Source organism: Streptomyces sp. NPDC007945, assembly GCF_042958885.1.
In the GTDB taxonomy this organism is placed as follows: Bacteria; Actinomycetota; Actinomycetes; order Streptomycetales; family Streptomycetaceae; genus Streptomyces.
On sequence record NZ_JBIBJV010000006.1, the window covers coordinates 557507 to 572888 of the forward strand.

The window sequence follows — 15382 nt, forward strand, 5'->3', positions numbered from 1 at the left end:
GCGCCTGCTCCATCCGGCGGAACGCCCCGACGGGCCCGAAGTCTTCCGCCGGGGGCTCCGCCGGACGGGTCGGTACGCAGGCCACGGAGGGGGTACCGGTCGAAGCGCCCAGGGCCCGCGTCGGGCCTACAGCTCGCGGAGCGCGGGCAGCAGGGTCGACTCGGCCCAGCGGAGGAAGGGCAGTTGGTGGTCGCCGCCGATCTGGACGAGGGCGAGGTCGGTGAAGCCGGCCTCGGCGTACGCGCGGGCCGCCTCGACGACGGCGTCGACGTCGTCCCCGCAGGGGATGCTCTCCGCCACGTCCTCCGGCCGGACGTGCGCCGTGGCCTGGGCGAAACCGGCCGGCAGGGGGAGTTCGGCGTTGACGCGCCAGCCGCCCAGCGACCATCGGAACTGCTCGTGCGCGCGGGCCCTGGCGGCCTCCGGATCGGGGTCGTAGCAGACGGGGAGCTGGCCGACCCGGGGCTTTCCCGACCCGCCGGCGGCGTCGAAGGCGTCGAGCAGTTCGCGTTTCGGCTCCGTGGCGATCACCAGGTCGGCGCGGCGTCCGGCGAGCTCGCAGGAGCGGGGGCCGGAGACGGCGATGCCGACGGGCGGCGGGGTGTCGGGGACGTCCCAGAGCCGGGCGTCGTCGACCTGGAAGTAGCGGCCGTGCCGGGTCACGTACTCGCCCGTGAACAGGGCCTCGATGATCTCCGCCGCCTCGTCGAGCATGGCGAGGCGCACCCGGGCCGAGGGCCAGCCGCGTCCGACGACGTGTTCGTTGAGGTTCTCGCCCGAGCCGAGGCCGAGCCGGAACCGGCCTTCGGACAGCAGTTGGAGCGTCGCCGCCTTCTGGGCGACGACCACGGGGTGGTAGCGGAAGGTGGGACAGGTCACGTACGTCATCAGGGGGATGCGCGAGGTGGCCTGCGCCGCCGCTCCGAGGACGCTCCACGCGTAGGGGGCGTGTCCCTGGGAGGGCAGCCACGGGAAGGAGTGGTCCGAGATGACGGAGAAGTCGAACCCGGCCCGTTCCGCCTCGACGACGTGTCCGACGAGCTCACGGGGGCCTGCCTGCTCGGTCATCATCGTGTAGCCGATGTGCATCATGACCCGCGACTTGCCGGGACCCGGGGGGTCGAAACGGAAGAAATCCCCCTCATCGGCTCCGTGGGCCGACGAGGGGGACGTTCGAAGGGGGCCGTCGGGGGCTGCCGCAGCCCCGCCTGCGATCTCAGGACGGCGTTCCGTCGCCGAAGGTGATCTCGTCGCTCTTGCACAGCAGTGCCGACATGTTCCGCTCCATCATGCGCAGGGCCGCGTCCGACAGCTCGGCGTCGATGTGGGCGACCGCGTCGACGGGGACGACGACCTCGTAGTGCCGGATGTGCGCGTCCAGCGCCGAGTACAGCACGCACTGCTCGGTCACCTGCCCGCAGAGCACCACCCGGCCCACCCCGAGCTGCCCGAGCAGATAGGCCAGGGGGGTCTCGTAGAAGGCGGAGTGCCGCGCCTTGACCACGAAGAGGGCTTCCTCGTCGGGCGCGATCGGCTCGACGAGGTCGCGGTGGCGGCCCGACAGGGCCGCCTGGAGGATCTCGCCGTGGTGGGAGCGCCACCGGCCGAAGTTGTCGTTCACGTAGATCACCGGTGCCTCGCCGGCCCCCGCCCGCTCCAGCAGCGAGCGCAGCCCGGGCAGGGCCGCGCGCACGGACGGCACCAGCTTCTCGGCGTCGTCGTGCTCGTAGGTGTTGAGCATGTCGATGACGATGAGTGCCGTGGCCTTGGCCGTACCGTCCATGTCGATGGCTCCGTTCCGCGGCCCGCCTGCCCGCAGGGGCGGGCTCTCCGGGGTCGAGTGCGGCGGGCGGGCCCCCGGCGGAAGGGGATCGCCGGGGGCCCTGAGGTGTCCGGGGAGGGGCGCGGCCCTCGTGGTGACGAGCGCGGGCCCGTTCCCCGGGCCGGCTAGTGGGAGTGTCGCTTCATCGCGTCGCGGGCCTCGGCGGCCGACTCCCGGACCTTGCCCTCGGCCTGGTCCGCCTTGCCCTCCGCTTCCATGCGCTTGTTGCCCGTGGTCTTGCCCAGGGCCTCCTTGACCTTGCCCTTGCCCTTCTGCATCCCGCTCCTGCCCATGGCCCGGCTCCTTTCCGTCATGCGTGGTTCCCGCCGCCGTCGAGGGCGTCGACGATCGCCGCGGAGAAGGCGGCGAGGTCGTCCGGCTTGCGGGAGGTGATCAGGCGATGCGGCCCCGAGGTGTCGACGACGACCGCGTGGTCCGTCCAGGTGCCCCCGGCGTTCTCCAGGTCGGGACGGAGCGAGGGGTACGAGGTCAGTTCACGGCCCTTGGCGAGCCCGGTGTCGACGAGCAGCCACGGCCCGTGGCAGATGGCCGCCACCGGCTTTCCGGCGTCCGCGAAGGCCGAGACGAGGCGTCGCGCGTCGGCGTCCGTCCGCAGCTGGTCGGCGTTGACCGTGCCGCCCGGCACGACCACGGCGTCGTACCCGTCCGCGGTCTCCCGTCCGAGCGTCGTGTCCGGCCGGATCGTTTCGCCGGGATCCCGGTCGGACACGAGGGTCTGTACGGGCTCGTCCTCCTGCGCGGCGATCACCACGCGGGCCCCGTTCTCGCGGAGGACGGCGACAGGCTTCTTCAGCTCGTCCTGTTCCGTTCCGTAGTTGGTCGTGAGGACCAGCACGCTGCGTCCATCGAGCGACACGATTCGACTCCTCTTCGGTATGTATGTCCTGGTTCGGCACCTCACCGCGCGAGCGGGTCCTCAAACGTTTCGGGGTCGCCCGATGCGGACAGGCCCGCCGTACGGCCGCCGCGCGCACCGCTCCGGTCGCGCCGCCCGGCACGGCGGCAGAGGGTGGAGGGCGCGGGGACGGCCACCGGCAGGGCAACGAAGGGGTGAGGAGACGTCGTGACGGGATTCCCGGGCTTCACGGACGCGTTGGACGGACCGATGTACGTGGTCACCGTGGCGTCCGGAGGGGAGCGGGGCGGCTGCCTGGTGGGCTTCGCGTCCCAGTGCTCCATCGACCCGCCCAGGTTCGTGGTGTGGCTGTCCACCGCCAACCGCACCTACCGCCTCGCCCGGACGGCCGACCACCTCACCGTGCACCTGCTCCAGCAGGGCGAACGGGCGGCGGCCGAGTGGTTCGGCGGGCGGACGGGCGACGAGGTGGACAAGTTCGCCGAGGTGGCCTGGCACGAGGGGGAGGGGGGAAGCCCCGTCCTCGACGGGCTCTCCACCTGGTTCACCGGCCGGATCGAAGCGCGGATCGAGGGCGGTGACCACGTCGGCTTCCTGCTCGCCCCCGTCGCGGAGGCCCCGCCGTCGGCGGGCCCCCCTCCCGCGCTGCTCCGGTACCGCGAAGTGCGCGACCTCGACCCCGGCCACCCCGCCTGAGGCGGCCTCGCCCGGTGCCCGCGGAAGCCGCGCGCACCCGGAGCGGTTCGAGCCCGGCGGGGCGGGCACTCGCGGCGTACGACGCTGTCGAGCGACGGAGGGTCTGCGATGTCGGCTTCCCCGAGCGAGAACGGCCCGCCGGAACGTTCCCGGACGGACGGCGGAGCGGAGCTCCGCCCCTATGGACGGGCCTCCGCGGACCCGCCCCGTCTCCGGCCGCTCCCGGAGGGGCCGCTCCTCGTCGAGGGGCCCGCGGAGATCGTCATGCCGGACGGACGGGTGATCCGCTGCGAGCGGCCCGTCCTGGCCCTCTGCACCTGTCGGCGGACCCTGCGCGCTCCGTTCTGCGACACCAGCCACCGGTACCGCGAGCGGCGCCCGGCACGCCGGGCGGTCGAGAGGACGCCCGAACCGGTGAGGAACCTCCCGTACGGGGCCGCGGCGTGAGGGCCGAGGCGCGACCGCCCCGCGCCCCCGGCCGCCGGTCCGGTGCGACGCCGTACCGGCGCGGGGGTGCGTGGGGCCGACGGGACGGGGTAGGCGCACCGTCCGGAACGGGTCGCCCGTACGCGTGGAGGGAGACGTCATGTCCCTGGAGTCCGGATCCCGGCGGGCCTCGCCGCCCGACGACACGGCGGCCGGGTGCCGGCTGGTGCTGGTGCGTCACGCGAAGGCCGTGCGCAAGGACCGGCGGGTCGACGACTTCGACCGCGAGCTGAGCGGGCGGGGCAGGCACGACGCGCCCCGGACCGGCCGTCGGCTCGCGGAATCCGGGCCCGCGCCCGACTTCGTGCTCTGCTCACCCTCGCTCAGGACCCGTGAGACCTGGCAGCTCGCCGCCCCCGCGCTGGGGGACCCGCCGCCCGTCGTCTACGACGAGCGCCTCTACAACACCCCGCCGAACGCGCTGGTCTCCGTCCTGGCCGAGCGGGGCCCGGGCCTTCGCACCGTGGTTCTCGTCGGGCACAACCCGGGGATCCACGAACTGGCCGTCGCCCTGTGCGGGAGCGGCCCGCCGGACCTCCTGGAGCGGGTGAGGGCGGGCTTCCCGACCTCGGGGGTGGTGGTGATCGAGGTGCCGGACGGCTGGGAGCGGCTGTCCCCCGGTAGCGGACGGGTCACCGCCTTCTGGTCACCGGCCGACTGATCCGCCGGTCCCGGACCGAGGAGGAGCGTGACGATGACCGATGACGGCTCGTACGAGCGGGACCGCGCGTACCTCACCACCCGAATCACGGCCGACGGACGGGACGGCCACCCGGTGGAGCCCGGGCGCTACCGTCTGATCATCGCCCGCGCCTGCCCGTGGGCGAACCGGAGCGCGATCGTACGGCGCCTGATGGGCCTGGAGTCCGCCCTCCCCATGGGCATCGCCGGACCCCTGCACGACGAGCGGAGCTGGTGCTTCCACCTCGACCCCGGGGGCCGGGACCCGGTCCTCGGGATCCAGTGGCTGAGGGAGGCGTACGAGGCGCGCGAGCCCGGCTACGCGAAGGGCGTCACCGTGCCCGCCCTCGTGGACGTCCCCACCGGCCGCGTCGTGACCAACGACTTCGAGCGGATCACGCTGGACCTGGGCGCCGAGTGGACGGCCCATCAGCGCGACGGGGCGCCGGAGCTGTACCCGGAGAGGTGGCGGGACGAGATCGACGACGTGGCCGCCAAGGTGTACCGGGACGTCAACAACGGCGTCTACCGATGCGGCTTCGCCGGAACGCAGGCGGCGTACGACCGGGCGTACCGACGGCTGTGGGAACGGCTGGACTGGCTGGAGGAGCGGCTGGGACGCCGGCGTTACCTCGTCGGCGACACCCTCACCGAGGCCGACGTCCGCCTCTTCCCGACCCTCGTGCGCTTCGACGCCGTCTACCACGGCCACTTCAAATGCAACCGGCACAAGCTGAGCGAACTGCCGGCCCTCTGGGCTTATGCGCGGGATCTTTTCCAGACGCCCGGTTTCGGGGACACGATCGACTTCGCGCAGATCAAGGCGCACTACTACGTCGTCCATCACGACATCAATCCGACGGGCATCGTCCCGCGCGGTCCGGACACGCGGGCCTGGCTCACCCCGCACCACCGGGAGGAACTCGGCGGTCGGCCGTTCGGCGACGGCACCCCGCCCGGCCCGCCGCCCCCGGCGGAGCGCGTGCCGCCGCTCGGCCCGGAATTCGACGGGGACTTCCACGTTTGAGTGCGCGCCGATCGCGTAGAAGCACCTGCAGAAGACGCAGAGAGGCACATCGGGTTTTCGCTTCTCGTTCCGGCGGGCTCGGAGCCGGGCCCATATGCCGGTACGCATACGGCGCGATTCACGACACGGAATGGAAGAATCATGGGAATAATCGCCTGGATCATCCTGGGGCTTCTCGCGGGCATCATCGCCAAGATGGTGATGCCCGGAAGAGACCCGGGCGGCTTCATCGTCACCACGCTGATCGGCATCGTCGGAGCCCTGCTCGGCGGTTGGCTCGGCAAGGTCATCTTCGGCGTTGACTCCGTCGACGGGTTCTTCGAGCTCTCCACCTGGATCGCCGCCATCATCGGTTCGCTCATCCTCCTGGCGCTCTACCGGCTCGTCACCGGCTCCCGGAGGACGTGACCGGGGTGACGGGCGCCCCGGGGCCGCGTCCGGCCGCCGGGGCGCGCGGGCGTCGGACGGCACCTCCGGCGCGGTGCTCGCCGTGATTGCCCCGCTGAAGTCGGGGTAGCAGCGCCGACGGAACGATTTGTGCCGTTTTCGTCTCTCGGCAGGAAGGCTTGTACATGTCCCTCTCCCTGGTCGACGCCTCCGGACTCGCCGCTTCGGGATCCTCCTCACTGTTCCTGATCATGGTGGGAGTGGTGCTGGTGGCCGTGTTGCTCGCCGCGTTCTGGTGGGGATCCCGGCGGGTCGCCCGCAGGCGGCGGCAGTCCGGTGTCACCCAGCCGGCGCCCGCGGCAGCACGGCGCGATTCCTGGTCCGCCCCGGACGAGGGGCCGGAACGATGACAAGGGACGGTCACGTCCCTCGATCGGACGGAGGAGCCATGGGCGAGAAGGAACGGCGCGGGACCGACGAGAGCCGCGGCGGACGGCCGCGCACGACGCCCGCCGACGCGCCGGGCGAGAGCGGCGACCAGGAGGCCCGGAGGGAGGCCGAGGAGGCCGTGACCTCCGGAGGACCCTCCGGCGAGCGCCGCGGACCCGCCGGCCGGGAGGTCACCGACCCCGAGGGCGCCGACGGTCACACCGCGAAGGGCCAGCGCCCCGGACTCGGCCGCGAGGAGCAGACGCGGGAGCACGGCGGCTGAGCGCCCCGACGGCGGACGGCGCCCCGGGTGCCGGTGATCACCACCGGCACCCGGGGCGCCGTCGCGCGCGTCGGTGAAGGGCGGCAGCCGGTCGCCGGGTGGAGGCCGGGCCGGGCCGGGTGACGGGCGGGGCCGATGCCGTAGCCGGTCCGGGGGAGGGTGGGTCGGGGTTCTGAGGAGCACGTCGGGCGCGATGCTCCGGTGGTGGCTCAGCGGCAGCGGCAGCGACAGCGGCGGTGGGGCGGGTGAGGGGGTTGCGGGCGGCCCCGGCAGTCGGCCGGAGGCGTGTGGGGGCCGCCGATCACGCAGGTCGGTGGCCTTTTGGGGATCCGGGGCTTACGCAGGTGGTCGAAGTCCCCCGTGCCGGCGAGGTGAAGTCCGCCCGTGTCGACGAGGTGAAGTTCGCCCGTGCTGGTGAGGCGAGGTCCGTCCGTGCCTGCCGGGTTAAGTCCGCCCGTGCCTGCGAGGTTAGGTCCGCCCGTGCCGGTGAGACGAGGTCCGTCCGTGCCTGCGAGGCCGAGTCCGCCCGTCCTGACGAGGTGAAGCCCGCCCGTATCGGCGCGGCGTCCGCCGGGAGCGGCGGCGTCCTGCGGTAGCGAGCGCCCGGCACGGGCACGGGCGGGGCGCGCGGCGTGTCGCCGTCCATGGGTGCCGGGCGCGGGCCCCTGCACGGGGCTGCGCTCGGTGTGTCGCTGTCCGCGGGGGCCGCGCTCGGTGTGTCGCCGTCCACGGGTGCTCGGCGCGGGCGGGGCCGCCGCCGGCGGCGGGGTCTATGTCGCCGGGCGCCGACGGTCTGCGCCGCACGTCACCCGCGGGCCCACGCGACCTTCCCCGCGTGGGTAGGGGCGTGCTCGGAGGCCGTCCCCTCGTCGAGGGCGATACGGGCCGTCACCCGCTTGCCGACGGATTCGCGCCGCACCTCGAAGTGCCGGGCGAGGGACTTCACGACCTCCAGGCCGTGTCGTCCGACGCGGGCGGGGTCGGCCTCGCCGACCACCGGGAGGGCGGGCGCGCTGTCCCAGACGGTGATGGCGGCGAGCCCGCCCTCCAGCCGCAGCTCCAGCCGCACGGGTCCCGGGGCGTGCCTGAAGGCGTTGGTGACCAGCTCGCTGGTGACGAGCCGGGCGGTCTCCACCGCGGCGGGCGGCACGGGTCGGCCCTGCCGGGCGAGGCCGTGCAGGAAGTCCACGGCGAGCCGACGGGCCCGGGAGGGCGAGAGCTCGCCCCGGGCGAAGGCATGAGTGGCATGGGTGTCATGGGTGTCATGGGTCTTCCGCATCGTTCGCTCTCCGTCTCGCCGGTCGGTCCCCCGAAAGCCGGGCGTGTTCTGCCCTGGCTCGTCCTTATGCCCTGATATCTCCGCTTCTCTCCATTTCTGGCCCTCGGATGCGGCCTTCGACCGAACCCCGCCCCCGGGATCGGTCGACTTTCCGCTCCGGCCCCTCCCGTCCCGGATGCCCGGTTTGCCTTCCGGGGGCAGGGGCACGCGGAGCTCCATGAGTCCCGGGCCTGAAGGCCGGGACGGAGGAGCGCGACTCCGAGAGAGAACGCGAAGGGGTGAGAGCCGATGTCGATCGGAATCGTCCTGGTCGTCGTCGCGGCTGTCGTCGTGGTCGGGTTCGCCGCCGGTGTGGCGGTGGACCGCCGACGGCGCATGCGACTGCGCGACCGCTTCGGGTCCGAGTACGAACGGGCCGTCGAGGCGACCGGCAGCAGACGGGCCGCGGAGCAGGAGCTGGACGCCCGCGAACGCCGCGTCGCCGACCTGGAGATCAAGCCGCTCCCCGGCGAGGTGCGGGAGCGGTACGCGCGGCGGTGGATGCGCGTCCAGGAGGAGTTCGTGGACCGGCCCGAGGCCGCCGTCCAGGAGGCCGACGAGCTGGTGACGGCCCTGATGCGCGACCGGGGGTACCCCGACGAGGGGTACGAGCAGCGACTGCGCGACCTGTCGGTGCGGCACGGCCGCACCCTCGACCAGTACCGGGCGGCCCTGGAGGTCCACGCCATGAGCACCCACGCCGCCGCCACCACCGAACAGCTGAGGGGCGCGATGATGCACTACCGCACCCTCTTCGACGACCTGCTCGCCGACGGCGAGCCGACCGGCACCCGCCGGTCCTGACGCGGAAGCAGGAGAGATGCGACACCACGAGACGTCCGAGCGCACGACCCAGGCACCGGTTCAGCGACACCACGCGGACCCGACGGGCGAGTACCCCGAGAGGTCGGAGGGCCGCCGCGAGGCGGCGGACCGCCCCGGCCCCCGCACCGGGCAGGACCGACCCGACCCGCGGACCGTGCAGGGCCGGCCGGACCCCGCCCGTCCGGGATCGGCGGCGGGCGGGGACGAGGCGGCAGGCCCGCCGCCGCACAGCCCGACGGTCGCGCCGACCCCGCCGCGCCGGCCCGGTGAGGAGGAGGACGGAGGACGGCCCACCGCGCCCCGGGCGCCCTCCTCCACCCCGCCCGAGCCGCCGAGCCCCACGACCGGTCCGGGCGACACGGGCAGCCCGACGGTCGCGCCGACCCCGCCCCAGGCCGACCGGCCCCGGCCGGGCGGGCCTCGGCACGACCAGCCACAGCCGCAGACCGGCCGGCCCGCGCGCGATCAGGACCGGCCCGCCGGCCCCGACGGGGCCGTGCCGCCGCACCCGACCCCGCACGTACCGCCGCACCCGACCCCGCGCGTACCGGCGCAGCGGACGCCGGGCGCGTACCCGCCGGTCATGCCCCAGACCCCGCCCTCCGCGCCCCCGGGCCCGGGGGCCGCGGCCCCCGGCGGGCACGGTCGGCACGCCGCCCCCGTCCCGCCGGCGCGGCCGCAGGGTCCGGACGGCGGCCGCGCCGGACGTCCCGACGCCGTCGGGGCGGACGGGGACGGGATGCCCGAGCTTCTCGGTCCGGCCGAGGAGGAGGAGTTCCTCCGCCGCTGGCACGAGGTCCAGGGCCGCTTCGTCGACGACCCCCGCCAGGCGGTCCACGCGGCCGACGTCCTCGTGGGGGACGTGATGAGGACCCTCGCGGCCACCTTCGCCCAGCACCGGCAGGCCCTGGAGGGACAGTGGAGCCAGGGGCTGGAGGCCGACACCGAGAGCCTGCGCCTCGCGCTCCGTCAGTACCGCGCCCTGTTCCAGCGCCTGTTGTCCACCTGACGCCCCGGGAGCACCGGTACCGGCCCGGTGGTGCGCACGGCCTCGCGGCCCGCACCGCCGGGCCGGCGGCATGTCCGGCACCGGCCGCTCGTGCGCGGGCCCAGGCCTGTCGTACGCACACCGACGCCCCGCGCGGTACGTCGCGCGGGGCGTCGGGGGTCGGGCCGTGAGGGCCGGGCGAGCGGGCGTCAGCGGTGGCGCAGCCGGCCGAACAGGCGGCGGGCCCGGGCGCGCGTGCGCGGGTCGCTCGCGGCGCGGCGAAGGGACGCCGCCGCGTCACGGCCCTGCGGGCTGCGCGCGAAGCGCTTGATGCGGTTCAGCAGTGCGGTCATGGGATTCTCCTCCGGTGTCGGACGCGGAAGGACCGAGGGAGGCCGGTGAACGGCCTCCGGTCCCCGCCTGCCTTCCGTGTTCTGGAAGTTCGTGTTGCCCCGCGAGGCCGCCTCACACCTGCGGAATTCTGAAAGATCGTCACATGACGCGCCAGGGCGTCAAGTTCGAGGCGGAGGGTGGCGGGGCCGGTGCGCTCGTCCGGGTTCCGGCGCCCGCTCCGTCCCGCACCGGTGCCGCCGCCTCGCCGGCGGTCGCGCCGCCCAGCGAACCGGTCAGCGTGAGCCCGAGCGTGACGAGGGTCGCCGCCACGGCGCGTCCGCCGACGGGCCGCGGCGCCCGCGGCGACCGGTGCGACCGGTGTGGACGGTGCGCCACCGCTTCGCGGGAGCCGGATCCGGCCCGGGACTTCGGGGCCCGTCCCGCGGTCCGCGGGTCGGCGAGGATCCGGGCGCAGACGGCGGCCGCCGGACGGGCATCGGGGGAGCGGTCGGTCATCGCCGCGAGCAGGCGGGCGAGTTCCGGCGGAAGGCCGGGCGGCAGCGCCGGGGGCCGGTGCAGGTGCGCGAGGGCGGCCTCCAGCGGCGCTCCGCCGTACTCCGCCTCGCCCTTGAGCGTTTCGAGCAGGACCAGGCCGAGGCTGTACACGTCGGCGGCGGGCCCCGTCTCGCGGCCCAGGGCCTGCTCGGGCGCCATGTAGGAGGCGGTGCCGACGAGGGCGCCCGCGCCCTCCGGGGCGTCGTCCGCGGCCTCGACGCTCCGGGAGATGCCGAAGTCCGTGAGGCACGGGGTGTCTGCCGCGTCCAGCAGGATGTTCGACGGCTTGACGTCCCGGTGGACGACGCCGCGGGCGTGCACATGCGCGAGGGCCGAGGCCAGGGCGGCGCCGGTGCGGCAGGTCTCGGCGGGCGTGAGGACCTCGCGGGCCAGCCGCTGCCGCAGTGTCGCCCCCCGGACCAGCTGGAGCACCAGGAAGGACCGGTCCCCGTCGCGGCCCGCGTCGTAGAGGGTGACCAGGCCGGGATGGTGCATGCGGGCCAGGATCCGGGCCTCCTCGCCGCATTGGGCGTCGCTCCGGCGGCCGTCCGAGGGGCGGAAGACCTTCACCGCCACCGGGCGCCGCAGCCGCAGGTCCAGCGCCTCGTACACGTCGGCCGCGCCGCCGCGGCCCAGGAGGCGGTCGAGCCGGTAGCGCCCGGCGACGGCACGGGCCGTCCGCGGGACGTCGGGACGTACGGGCCGCGCTCGGAGCTGCATCGGGGGCTCCCTGGGAGTGTGGCCGGCCCTCTGCCGACGGGCCGGGTGTCGGGTGCGTCGCCCGCCGGTGCCTGCGCGGGCCCGCGGCTGACCGCGTGCCCCGTCCGTCCATGAACATCCCCCGGAGGAAAGGGGATCGGCGGGTCCGCGGCCCGCCCGGGGGCCGCGCGGGCCGGTTCCGAACGTCTGCGACGGCGGGGGAATGATCCCGGAGGACCCGGGTACGCGGACGCTGTCCGACCCGCAGGGAGGAGCGACCCACCATGGGTATGGGACTTTTCATCATCATGATCGCCGTCGGCGCCATCCTCACGTTCGCGACCGACTGGGAGCTGGAAGCGGTCGACCTCGATCTGGTCGGCCTGATCCTGATGGGCGTCGGCCTGCTCGGGACCGCCGTCTACACCAGCGTTCTGCGCCGCCGCCGCATGGTGGTCCCGCCGGTGGCCCCGACGGTCACCGACGACGACCGTCGGGACCTGCTCTGAGGCGGCCCGCACGTCCGGCGCCGCACCCTGCTCGAACAGCGACAAGTGACAGAGGAGTGACAGCGATGACCGACCATCTGTGGTCCTACACCACCGAGTCCGGCCACCTGGCGGGTACCGACCTCACCGGCTGGCGGGTCGAGGCCGCCGACGGCCACATCGGCAAGGTGGACAAGCACTCCGACGAGGTCGACGACTCCTACCTCGTCGTCGACACGGGCGTCTGGATCTTCGGGAAGGAGGTGCTCATCCCGGCCCGCGCGGTGACCCGCGTCGACCTGGAGGAGCAGACCCTCCACCTCGCCCTGACGAAGGAACAGGTCAAGGACTCGCCGGAGTTCGTCTCCGACAAGCACCTCGCGGACCGGCAGTACCGCGAGGAGATCGGCCAGTACTACCGCACGTCCTGGCCCTTCCCGGGGGGCATGGGCGGCATCTGACGGGCCGCCGGTCACCCCGGTACGTACGACAGCGCAGCAGCAACGTCCCCGACGGGGAGAAGCTCCCCGTCCGAGAGAAAGGTGTCGCCATGTCCAAGGTGGAGGAGTCGGTCGAGGTCGAGGTTCCGGTGCGTGCCGCCTACGACCAGTGGACCCAGTTCGAGACGTTCCCGCGCTTCATGGACGGAGTGGAGCGGATCGAGCAGCGCACGGACACGCTCACCCACTGGGTCACGGAGATCGGCGGGGTGCGGCGCGAGTTCGACGCGGTCATCACCGAGCAGATCCCGGACGAACGCGTCGCGTGGACGACGGTCGAGGGCGAGGCCCGGCAGGCGGGCGTCGTCACGTTCCACCGCCTCGACGCGAACCGCACGAAGGTCATGCTCCAGATGGACTTCGCCCCCGAGGGGCTGACGGAACAGGCGGGCGACAAGCTCGGGTTCGTCAAGCGCAAGGTGGCCGGCGACCTGGAGAGGTTCAAGTCGTTCATCGAGGAGCGCGGCGGCGTGCAGACGGGCGGCTGGCGCGGATCCGTGTGAGGATCCGGCGCCCGCGCGCCCTCGGCAGGGGTGACAGGAGTCGAACCTGCGGCATCCGGTTTTGGAGACCGGCGCTCTGGCCGGCTGAGCTACACCCCTTCGGCGTGAGGGAAGCGTGCCACACCGACGTGAGCCGGCGCCAACGGATAAAGCGGCGGGGAACGGACGGCACCGCGCCCCCGGCATCCGCCGGGAGGACCGAGCGGCGGGCGACCGTCCGCCGGATCCGGGACGCGCGCCGGGTGTGGAAGAAGGGTGGCATGGCCGCCCGAGGGGCGGGTAGGCGGATCACGGCACCGCCACAGGACCACCTCTTCCCGCCGTCGGCCCATGGCCTCCCCCCTCGGCCACCCGCCGACGGCCCCACGACCGCCCCGCTCGGGCCCCCCTCCCGAGCGGGGCGGTCGCATGCCCGGCCCGTTCGGGAGGGGGCCGTTCGAAAGGGCCCGATCGGAGGCGGACCCGGGGGCATGGATCCCGGAAGGCGGGGCATGCGGAGATCGAGCGAAGGGACACGCTCACGCCGGACGATCCGCGGTTTCCCCCCTTGCCGCGGGTCGAAGGCACTGACGAGCGGCCCGCACCCTGGTGGAGGTGCGGGCCGCTCGCATGTCGGCGCGGACGCACGAGGGCGACGCCCCTCGAGCCGACCGGGCCGGAGGGACGGCCCCTCGCGGATGACCACCCGAGGGCGGCCGGTCGGGGACGACCACCCGGGGGTGGCGCACTCCGGAACGACGATCCGGGGACGACCCCCCGGGGTGACCGGCCGGGGTCGTCAGGCGAGGTCGACGGGCCGGGTCGATGGCCCGGGTCGATCGGCCCGAGCGGCCGGCCCAGGTGCCACCCCGCCAGCACGCCTCCCCGCCCCCCGTCCCGCCGCTGCCCGCCGCCAACTCCCCACATTCGCCTCCCCGATCACCTCTCCGTCCCGCCCGCGTTTGGCTTCGGGAAGAGTGGCAAGTCGAACACATAGGCGCAGGAAGTCGGGTGACGGTCAGTCGGCCCGCGGAACCCCTTCAGGAGGCACTCATGTCGCACCCGACCCGAGTCCTCCTGCGCGTGGCGCCGTGTGCCGCGCCGGTGGGAGCGCGGACGGCCCCCGGGACCCCCGGGCAGCGGTGCGAGCCGCCGCTCCCGGGGATCCCGACGCCCGGCCTTCCGGTGCCGGGCGTCCGCTCGCGCCGCGCCCCCACCCGGGGGCTTCCCGCGGGCACGACGCCCGGGCCCGCGCACGGGGGCCGGACCGCCGGGGCGGAGCCCTCCGCACCGGTACGCCGGCCCCGCCGCCCGACCCGCCCTCCGGTGACGCGATCGTCAAGGCCGCCGGAGGCCGCAGTCCCGTCCGAGGACCCCAGTGCCTCGGGCCGGAGCGGGGAGAGCCGCACGTACGCTCCCGCCGTGACCCCCGACGCGCCGCGCGGACGGGACGGGCAGGAGGGGCCGCACGGGCGGGCCGAAGGTGAACGAGGGCGGCCGCACCGCGACGGACGGGCAGCCCGTCCCGGACGGTGGCGGCAGCACACGCCCCCACGAACGGGCGGTACGCCGCGGTCCTGACTCCGCACCGTGCCGCGCCGGACGGAAGCCCCCACGCTCGACGGGGGCTTCCGCCGTGTCGCCCCCGCTCCGACCCGCCGCGCGTCGGCGCCGTCCACGACCGATCATGGGCGGAGCGCCACCGGAACCCGGATGGTGCCGGTCCGCTCCCGCCCCGTGCTTCAGAGGAGGATCTTCATGAACGACCGAGACGGCGGTACCCCGGAGGACGAGCCGAGGGAGCCGCACCACGCCGGGACGGGCCGGGAGCCGGGCAAGGGCACCGAGGCCGACGGCGGAGCCGGCACCGGCCGGCGCGAGGGACGCGGCGAGACCGCGGAGGAGCGCGCGGACCGCCGCTGGCAGGAGCTCCTCCAGGAGATCAGGGTCGCCCAGACCGGCGTCCAGATCCTCCTCGGCTTCCTCCTCACCGTGGTGTTCACCCCGCTCTTCCACGACCTGGAGCAGACCGACAAGACGATCTACCTGGTCACGGTCGTCCTGGGGTCGCTGGCGACGGGCGCGCTGATCGGGCCCGTCTCCTTCCACCGGATCGTCTCCGGGCACCGGGTCAAGCCGCAGGCCGTCGTCTGGGCCTCCCGGCTGACCTTCACCGGCATCCTGCTGCTGCTCGCGACGCTGACGTCCGCCCTGTTCCTCATCCTGCGGGTGGCGACGCACGACCCGTACGTGCCCTGGCTGGTCTCCGGCGTCCTCGCCTGGTACCTGCTCTGCTGGTTCGCCCTGCCGCTGTGGGTCCGCACCCACTACGCCAACGGAAAGTGACCTCGGCGCCCTCCCGGGAGCACGACGGAGAGGGGCGGGGCCCCCGGGGGGGGGGGGCCCCCCCCGGCCCCCCGCCCCCCGGGCCCCGGCCCCGGGGACCACGGGGTGGGCGGGGGACTGGGTGTGTTAAGAGGGAGCCGTCGCCGGCGCCCCGCCCCCG

Annotated in this window: 20 protein-coding genes and 1 tRNA gene; 13 read left to right on the forward strand and 8 right to left on the reverse strand. The window is 74.5% G+C overall.

Going from position 1 to position 15382, the window contains the following annotated elements; genetic code table 11:
• Positions 1 to 126: 126 nt before the first annotated feature.
• The 4 genes from ACFZCF_RS22215 to ACFZCF_RS22230 all read right to left on the reverse strand — a co-directional run bounded on the left by ACFZCF_RS22215 (position 127) and on the right by ACFZCF_RS22230 (position 2699).
• Complete coding sequence (locus ACFZCF_RS22215) at positions 127 to 1092, reverse strand: TIGR03557 family F420-dependent LLM class oxidoreductase (RefSeq protein ID WP_391288207.1); 966 nt, start codon at positions 1090 to 1092, stop codon at positions 127 to 129.
• Positions 1093 to 1216: 124 nt separating this feature from the next.
• Positions 1217 to 1783 carry an isochorismatase family cysteine hydrolase gene (locus ACFZCF_RS22220; protein WP_388448243.1) on the reverse strand — a complete coding sequence of 189 codons (567 nt, stop codon included), beginning with the start codon at positions 1781 to 1783 and terminating at the stop codon, positions 1217 to 1219.
• 164 nt (positions 1784 to 1947) lie between these two features.
• Positions 1948 to 2115, reverse strand: a complete 168-nt coding sequence (locus ACFZCF_RS22225; RefSeq protein ID WP_388448245.1) for a CsbD family protein — start codon at positions 2113 to 2115, stop codon at positions 1948 to 1950.
• 17 nt (positions 2116 to 2132) lie between these two features.
• Positions 2133 to 2699 carry a DJ-1/PfpI/YhbO family deglycase/protease gene (locus tag ACFZCF_RS22230; RefSeq protein ID WP_391288209.1) on the reverse strand — a complete coding sequence of 189 codons (567 nt, stop codon included), beginning with the start codon at positions 2697 to 2699 and terminating at the stop codon, positions 2133 to 2135.
• A 207-nt stretch (positions 2700 to 2906) separates the two neighbouring features.
• Between ACFZCF_RS22230 and ACFZCF_RS22235 the strand changes: the two genes are divergently transcribed.
• The 7 genes from ACFZCF_RS22235 (at position 2907) to ACFZCF_RS22265 (ending at position 6688) form a co-directional block, all read left to right on the forward strand.
• Complete coding sequence (locus ACFZCF_RS22235) at positions 2907 to 3395, forward strand: flavin reductase family protein (protein ID WP_388448249.1); 489 nt, start codon at positions 2907 to 2909, stop codon at positions 3393 to 3395.
• 108 nt (positions 3396 to 3503) lie between these two features.
• Entirely contained in the window at positions 3504 to 3842 is a 339-nt protein-coding gene (locus ACFZCF_RS22240) for a CDGSH iron-sulfur domain-containing protein (protein WP_391288212.1), read from the forward strand.
• Between the two features lie 139 nt (positions 3843 to 3981).
• Positions 3982 to 4542 carry a histidine phosphatase family protein gene (locus ACFZCF_RS22245; RefSeq protein ID WP_391288214.1) on the forward strand — a complete coding sequence of 187 codons (561 nt, stop codon included), beginning with the start codon at positions 3982 to 3984 and terminating at the stop codon, positions 4540 to 4542.
• Positions 4543 to 4575: 33 nt separating this feature from the next.
• Positions 4576 to 5589, forward strand: coding sequence for a glutathione S-transferase C-terminal domain-containing protein (locus tag ACFZCF_RS22250; protein ID WP_391288265.1), 1014 nt, complete (start codon positions 4576 to 4578; stop codon positions 5587 to 5589).
• Between the two features lie 141 nt (positions 5590 to 5730).
• Positions 5731 to 5997 carry a GlsB/YeaQ/YmgE family stress response membrane protein gene (locus ACFZCF_RS22255; RefSeq protein ID WP_388448255.1) on the forward strand — a complete coding sequence of 89 codons (267 nt, stop codon included), beginning with the start codon at positions 5731 to 5733 and terminating at the stop codon, positions 5995 to 5997.
• A 164-nt stretch (positions 5998 to 6161) separates the two neighbouring features.
• On the forward strand, positions 6162 to 6386 hold the full coding sequence (locus ACFZCF_RS22260; protein ID WP_388448256.1) for a DUF6479 family protein: 225 nt from the start codon (positions 6162 to 6164) through the stop codon (positions 6384 to 6386).
• Between the two features lie 38 nt (positions 6387 to 6424).
• Positions 6425 to 6688 (forward strand): hypothetical protein, encoded by a 264-nt coding sequence (locus ACFZCF_RS22265; protein WP_391288216.1) that lies wholly within the window; start codon positions 6425 to 6427, stop codon positions 6686 to 6688.
• A gap of 805 nt (positions 6689 to 7493) precedes the next feature.
• Here the strand turns inward: ACFZCF_RS22265 and ACFZCF_RS22270 are convergent.
• Positions 7494 to 7967: an ATP-binding protein gene (locus tag ACFZCF_RS22270; RefSeq protein ID WP_388448260.1), complete on the reverse strand. Its 474-nt coding sequence runs from the start codon at positions 7965 to 7967 to the stop codon at positions 7494 to 7496.
• A 288-nt stretch (positions 7968 to 8255) separates the two neighbouring features.
• On the opposite strand from ACFZCF_RS22270, the gene ACFZCF_RS22275 reads away from it, so the two are divergent.
• Complete coding sequence (locus tag ACFZCF_RS22275) at positions 8256 to 8810, forward strand: hypothetical protein (protein ID WP_391288219.1); 555 nt, start codon at positions 8256 to 8258, stop codon at positions 8808 to 8810.
• 760 nt (positions 8811 to 9570) lie between these two features.
• Positions 9571 to 9840, forward strand: a complete 270-nt coding sequence (locus ACFZCF_RS22280; RefSeq protein WP_391288220.1) for a hypothetical protein — start codon at positions 9571 to 9573, stop codon at positions 9838 to 9840.
• A gap of 188 nt (positions 9841 to 10028) precedes the next feature.
• Here ACFZCF_RS22280 and ACFZCF_RS22285 read toward each other — a convergent pair whose 3' ends face one another.
• Both ACFZCF_RS22285 and ACFZCF_RS22290 read right to left on the reverse strand, forming a co-directional pair.
• Complete coding sequence (locus tag ACFZCF_RS22285) at positions 10029 to 10172, reverse strand: hypothetical protein (protein ID WP_388448266.1); 144 nt, start codon at positions 10170 to 10172, stop codon at positions 10029 to 10031.
• A gap of 139 nt (positions 10173 to 10311) precedes the next feature.
• The gene (locus ACFZCF_RS22290; RefSeq protein ID WP_391288222.1) at positions 10312 to 11427 is read right to left on the reverse strand and encodes a protein kinase; all 1116 of its coding nucleotides are present in this window, start codon (positions 11425 to 11427) and stop codon (positions 10312 to 10314) included.
• 263 nt (positions 11428 to 11690) lie between these two features.
• Here ACFZCF_RS22290 and ACFZCF_RS22295 point away from each other — a divergent pair, with 263 nt between their 5' ends.
• The 3 genes from ACFZCF_RS22295 to ACFZCF_RS22305 all read left to right on the forward strand — a co-directional run bounded on the left by ACFZCF_RS22295 (position 11691) and on the right by ACFZCF_RS22305 (position 12897).
• Positions 11691 to 11915, forward strand: a complete 225-nt coding sequence (locus ACFZCF_RS22295; protein WP_189945311.1) for a DUF6458 family protein — start codon at positions 11691 to 11693, stop codon at positions 11913 to 11915.
• Between the two features lie 65 nt (positions 11916 to 11980).
• Complete coding sequence (locus ACFZCF_RS22300; protein WP_388448270.1) at positions 11981 to 12355, forward strand: PRC-barrel domain containing protein; 375 nt, start codon at positions 11981 to 11983, stop codon at positions 12353 to 12355.
• A gap of 89 nt (positions 12356 to 12444) precedes the next feature.
• Positions 12445 to 12897: an SRPBCC family protein gene (locus ACFZCF_RS22305; protein ID WP_388448272.1), complete on the forward strand. Its 453-nt coding sequence runs from the start codon at positions 12445 to 12447 to the stop codon at positions 12895 to 12897.
• A 25-nt stretch (positions 12898 to 12922) separates the two neighbouring features.
• Here the strand turns inward: ACFZCF_RS22305 and ACFZCF_RS22310 are convergent.
• Positions 12923 to 12996 (reverse strand) — tRNA-Trp (locus ACFZCF_RS22310).
• A gap of 1638 nt (positions 12997 to 14634) precedes the next feature.
• Here ACFZCF_RS22310 and ACFZCF_RS22315 point away from each other — a divergent pair.
• Entirely contained in the window at positions 14635 to 15222 is a 588-nt protein-coding gene (locus tag ACFZCF_RS22315; protein ID WP_391288226.1) for a DUF6328 family protein, read from the forward strand.
• Positions 15223 to 15382: the final 160 nt, after the last annotated feature.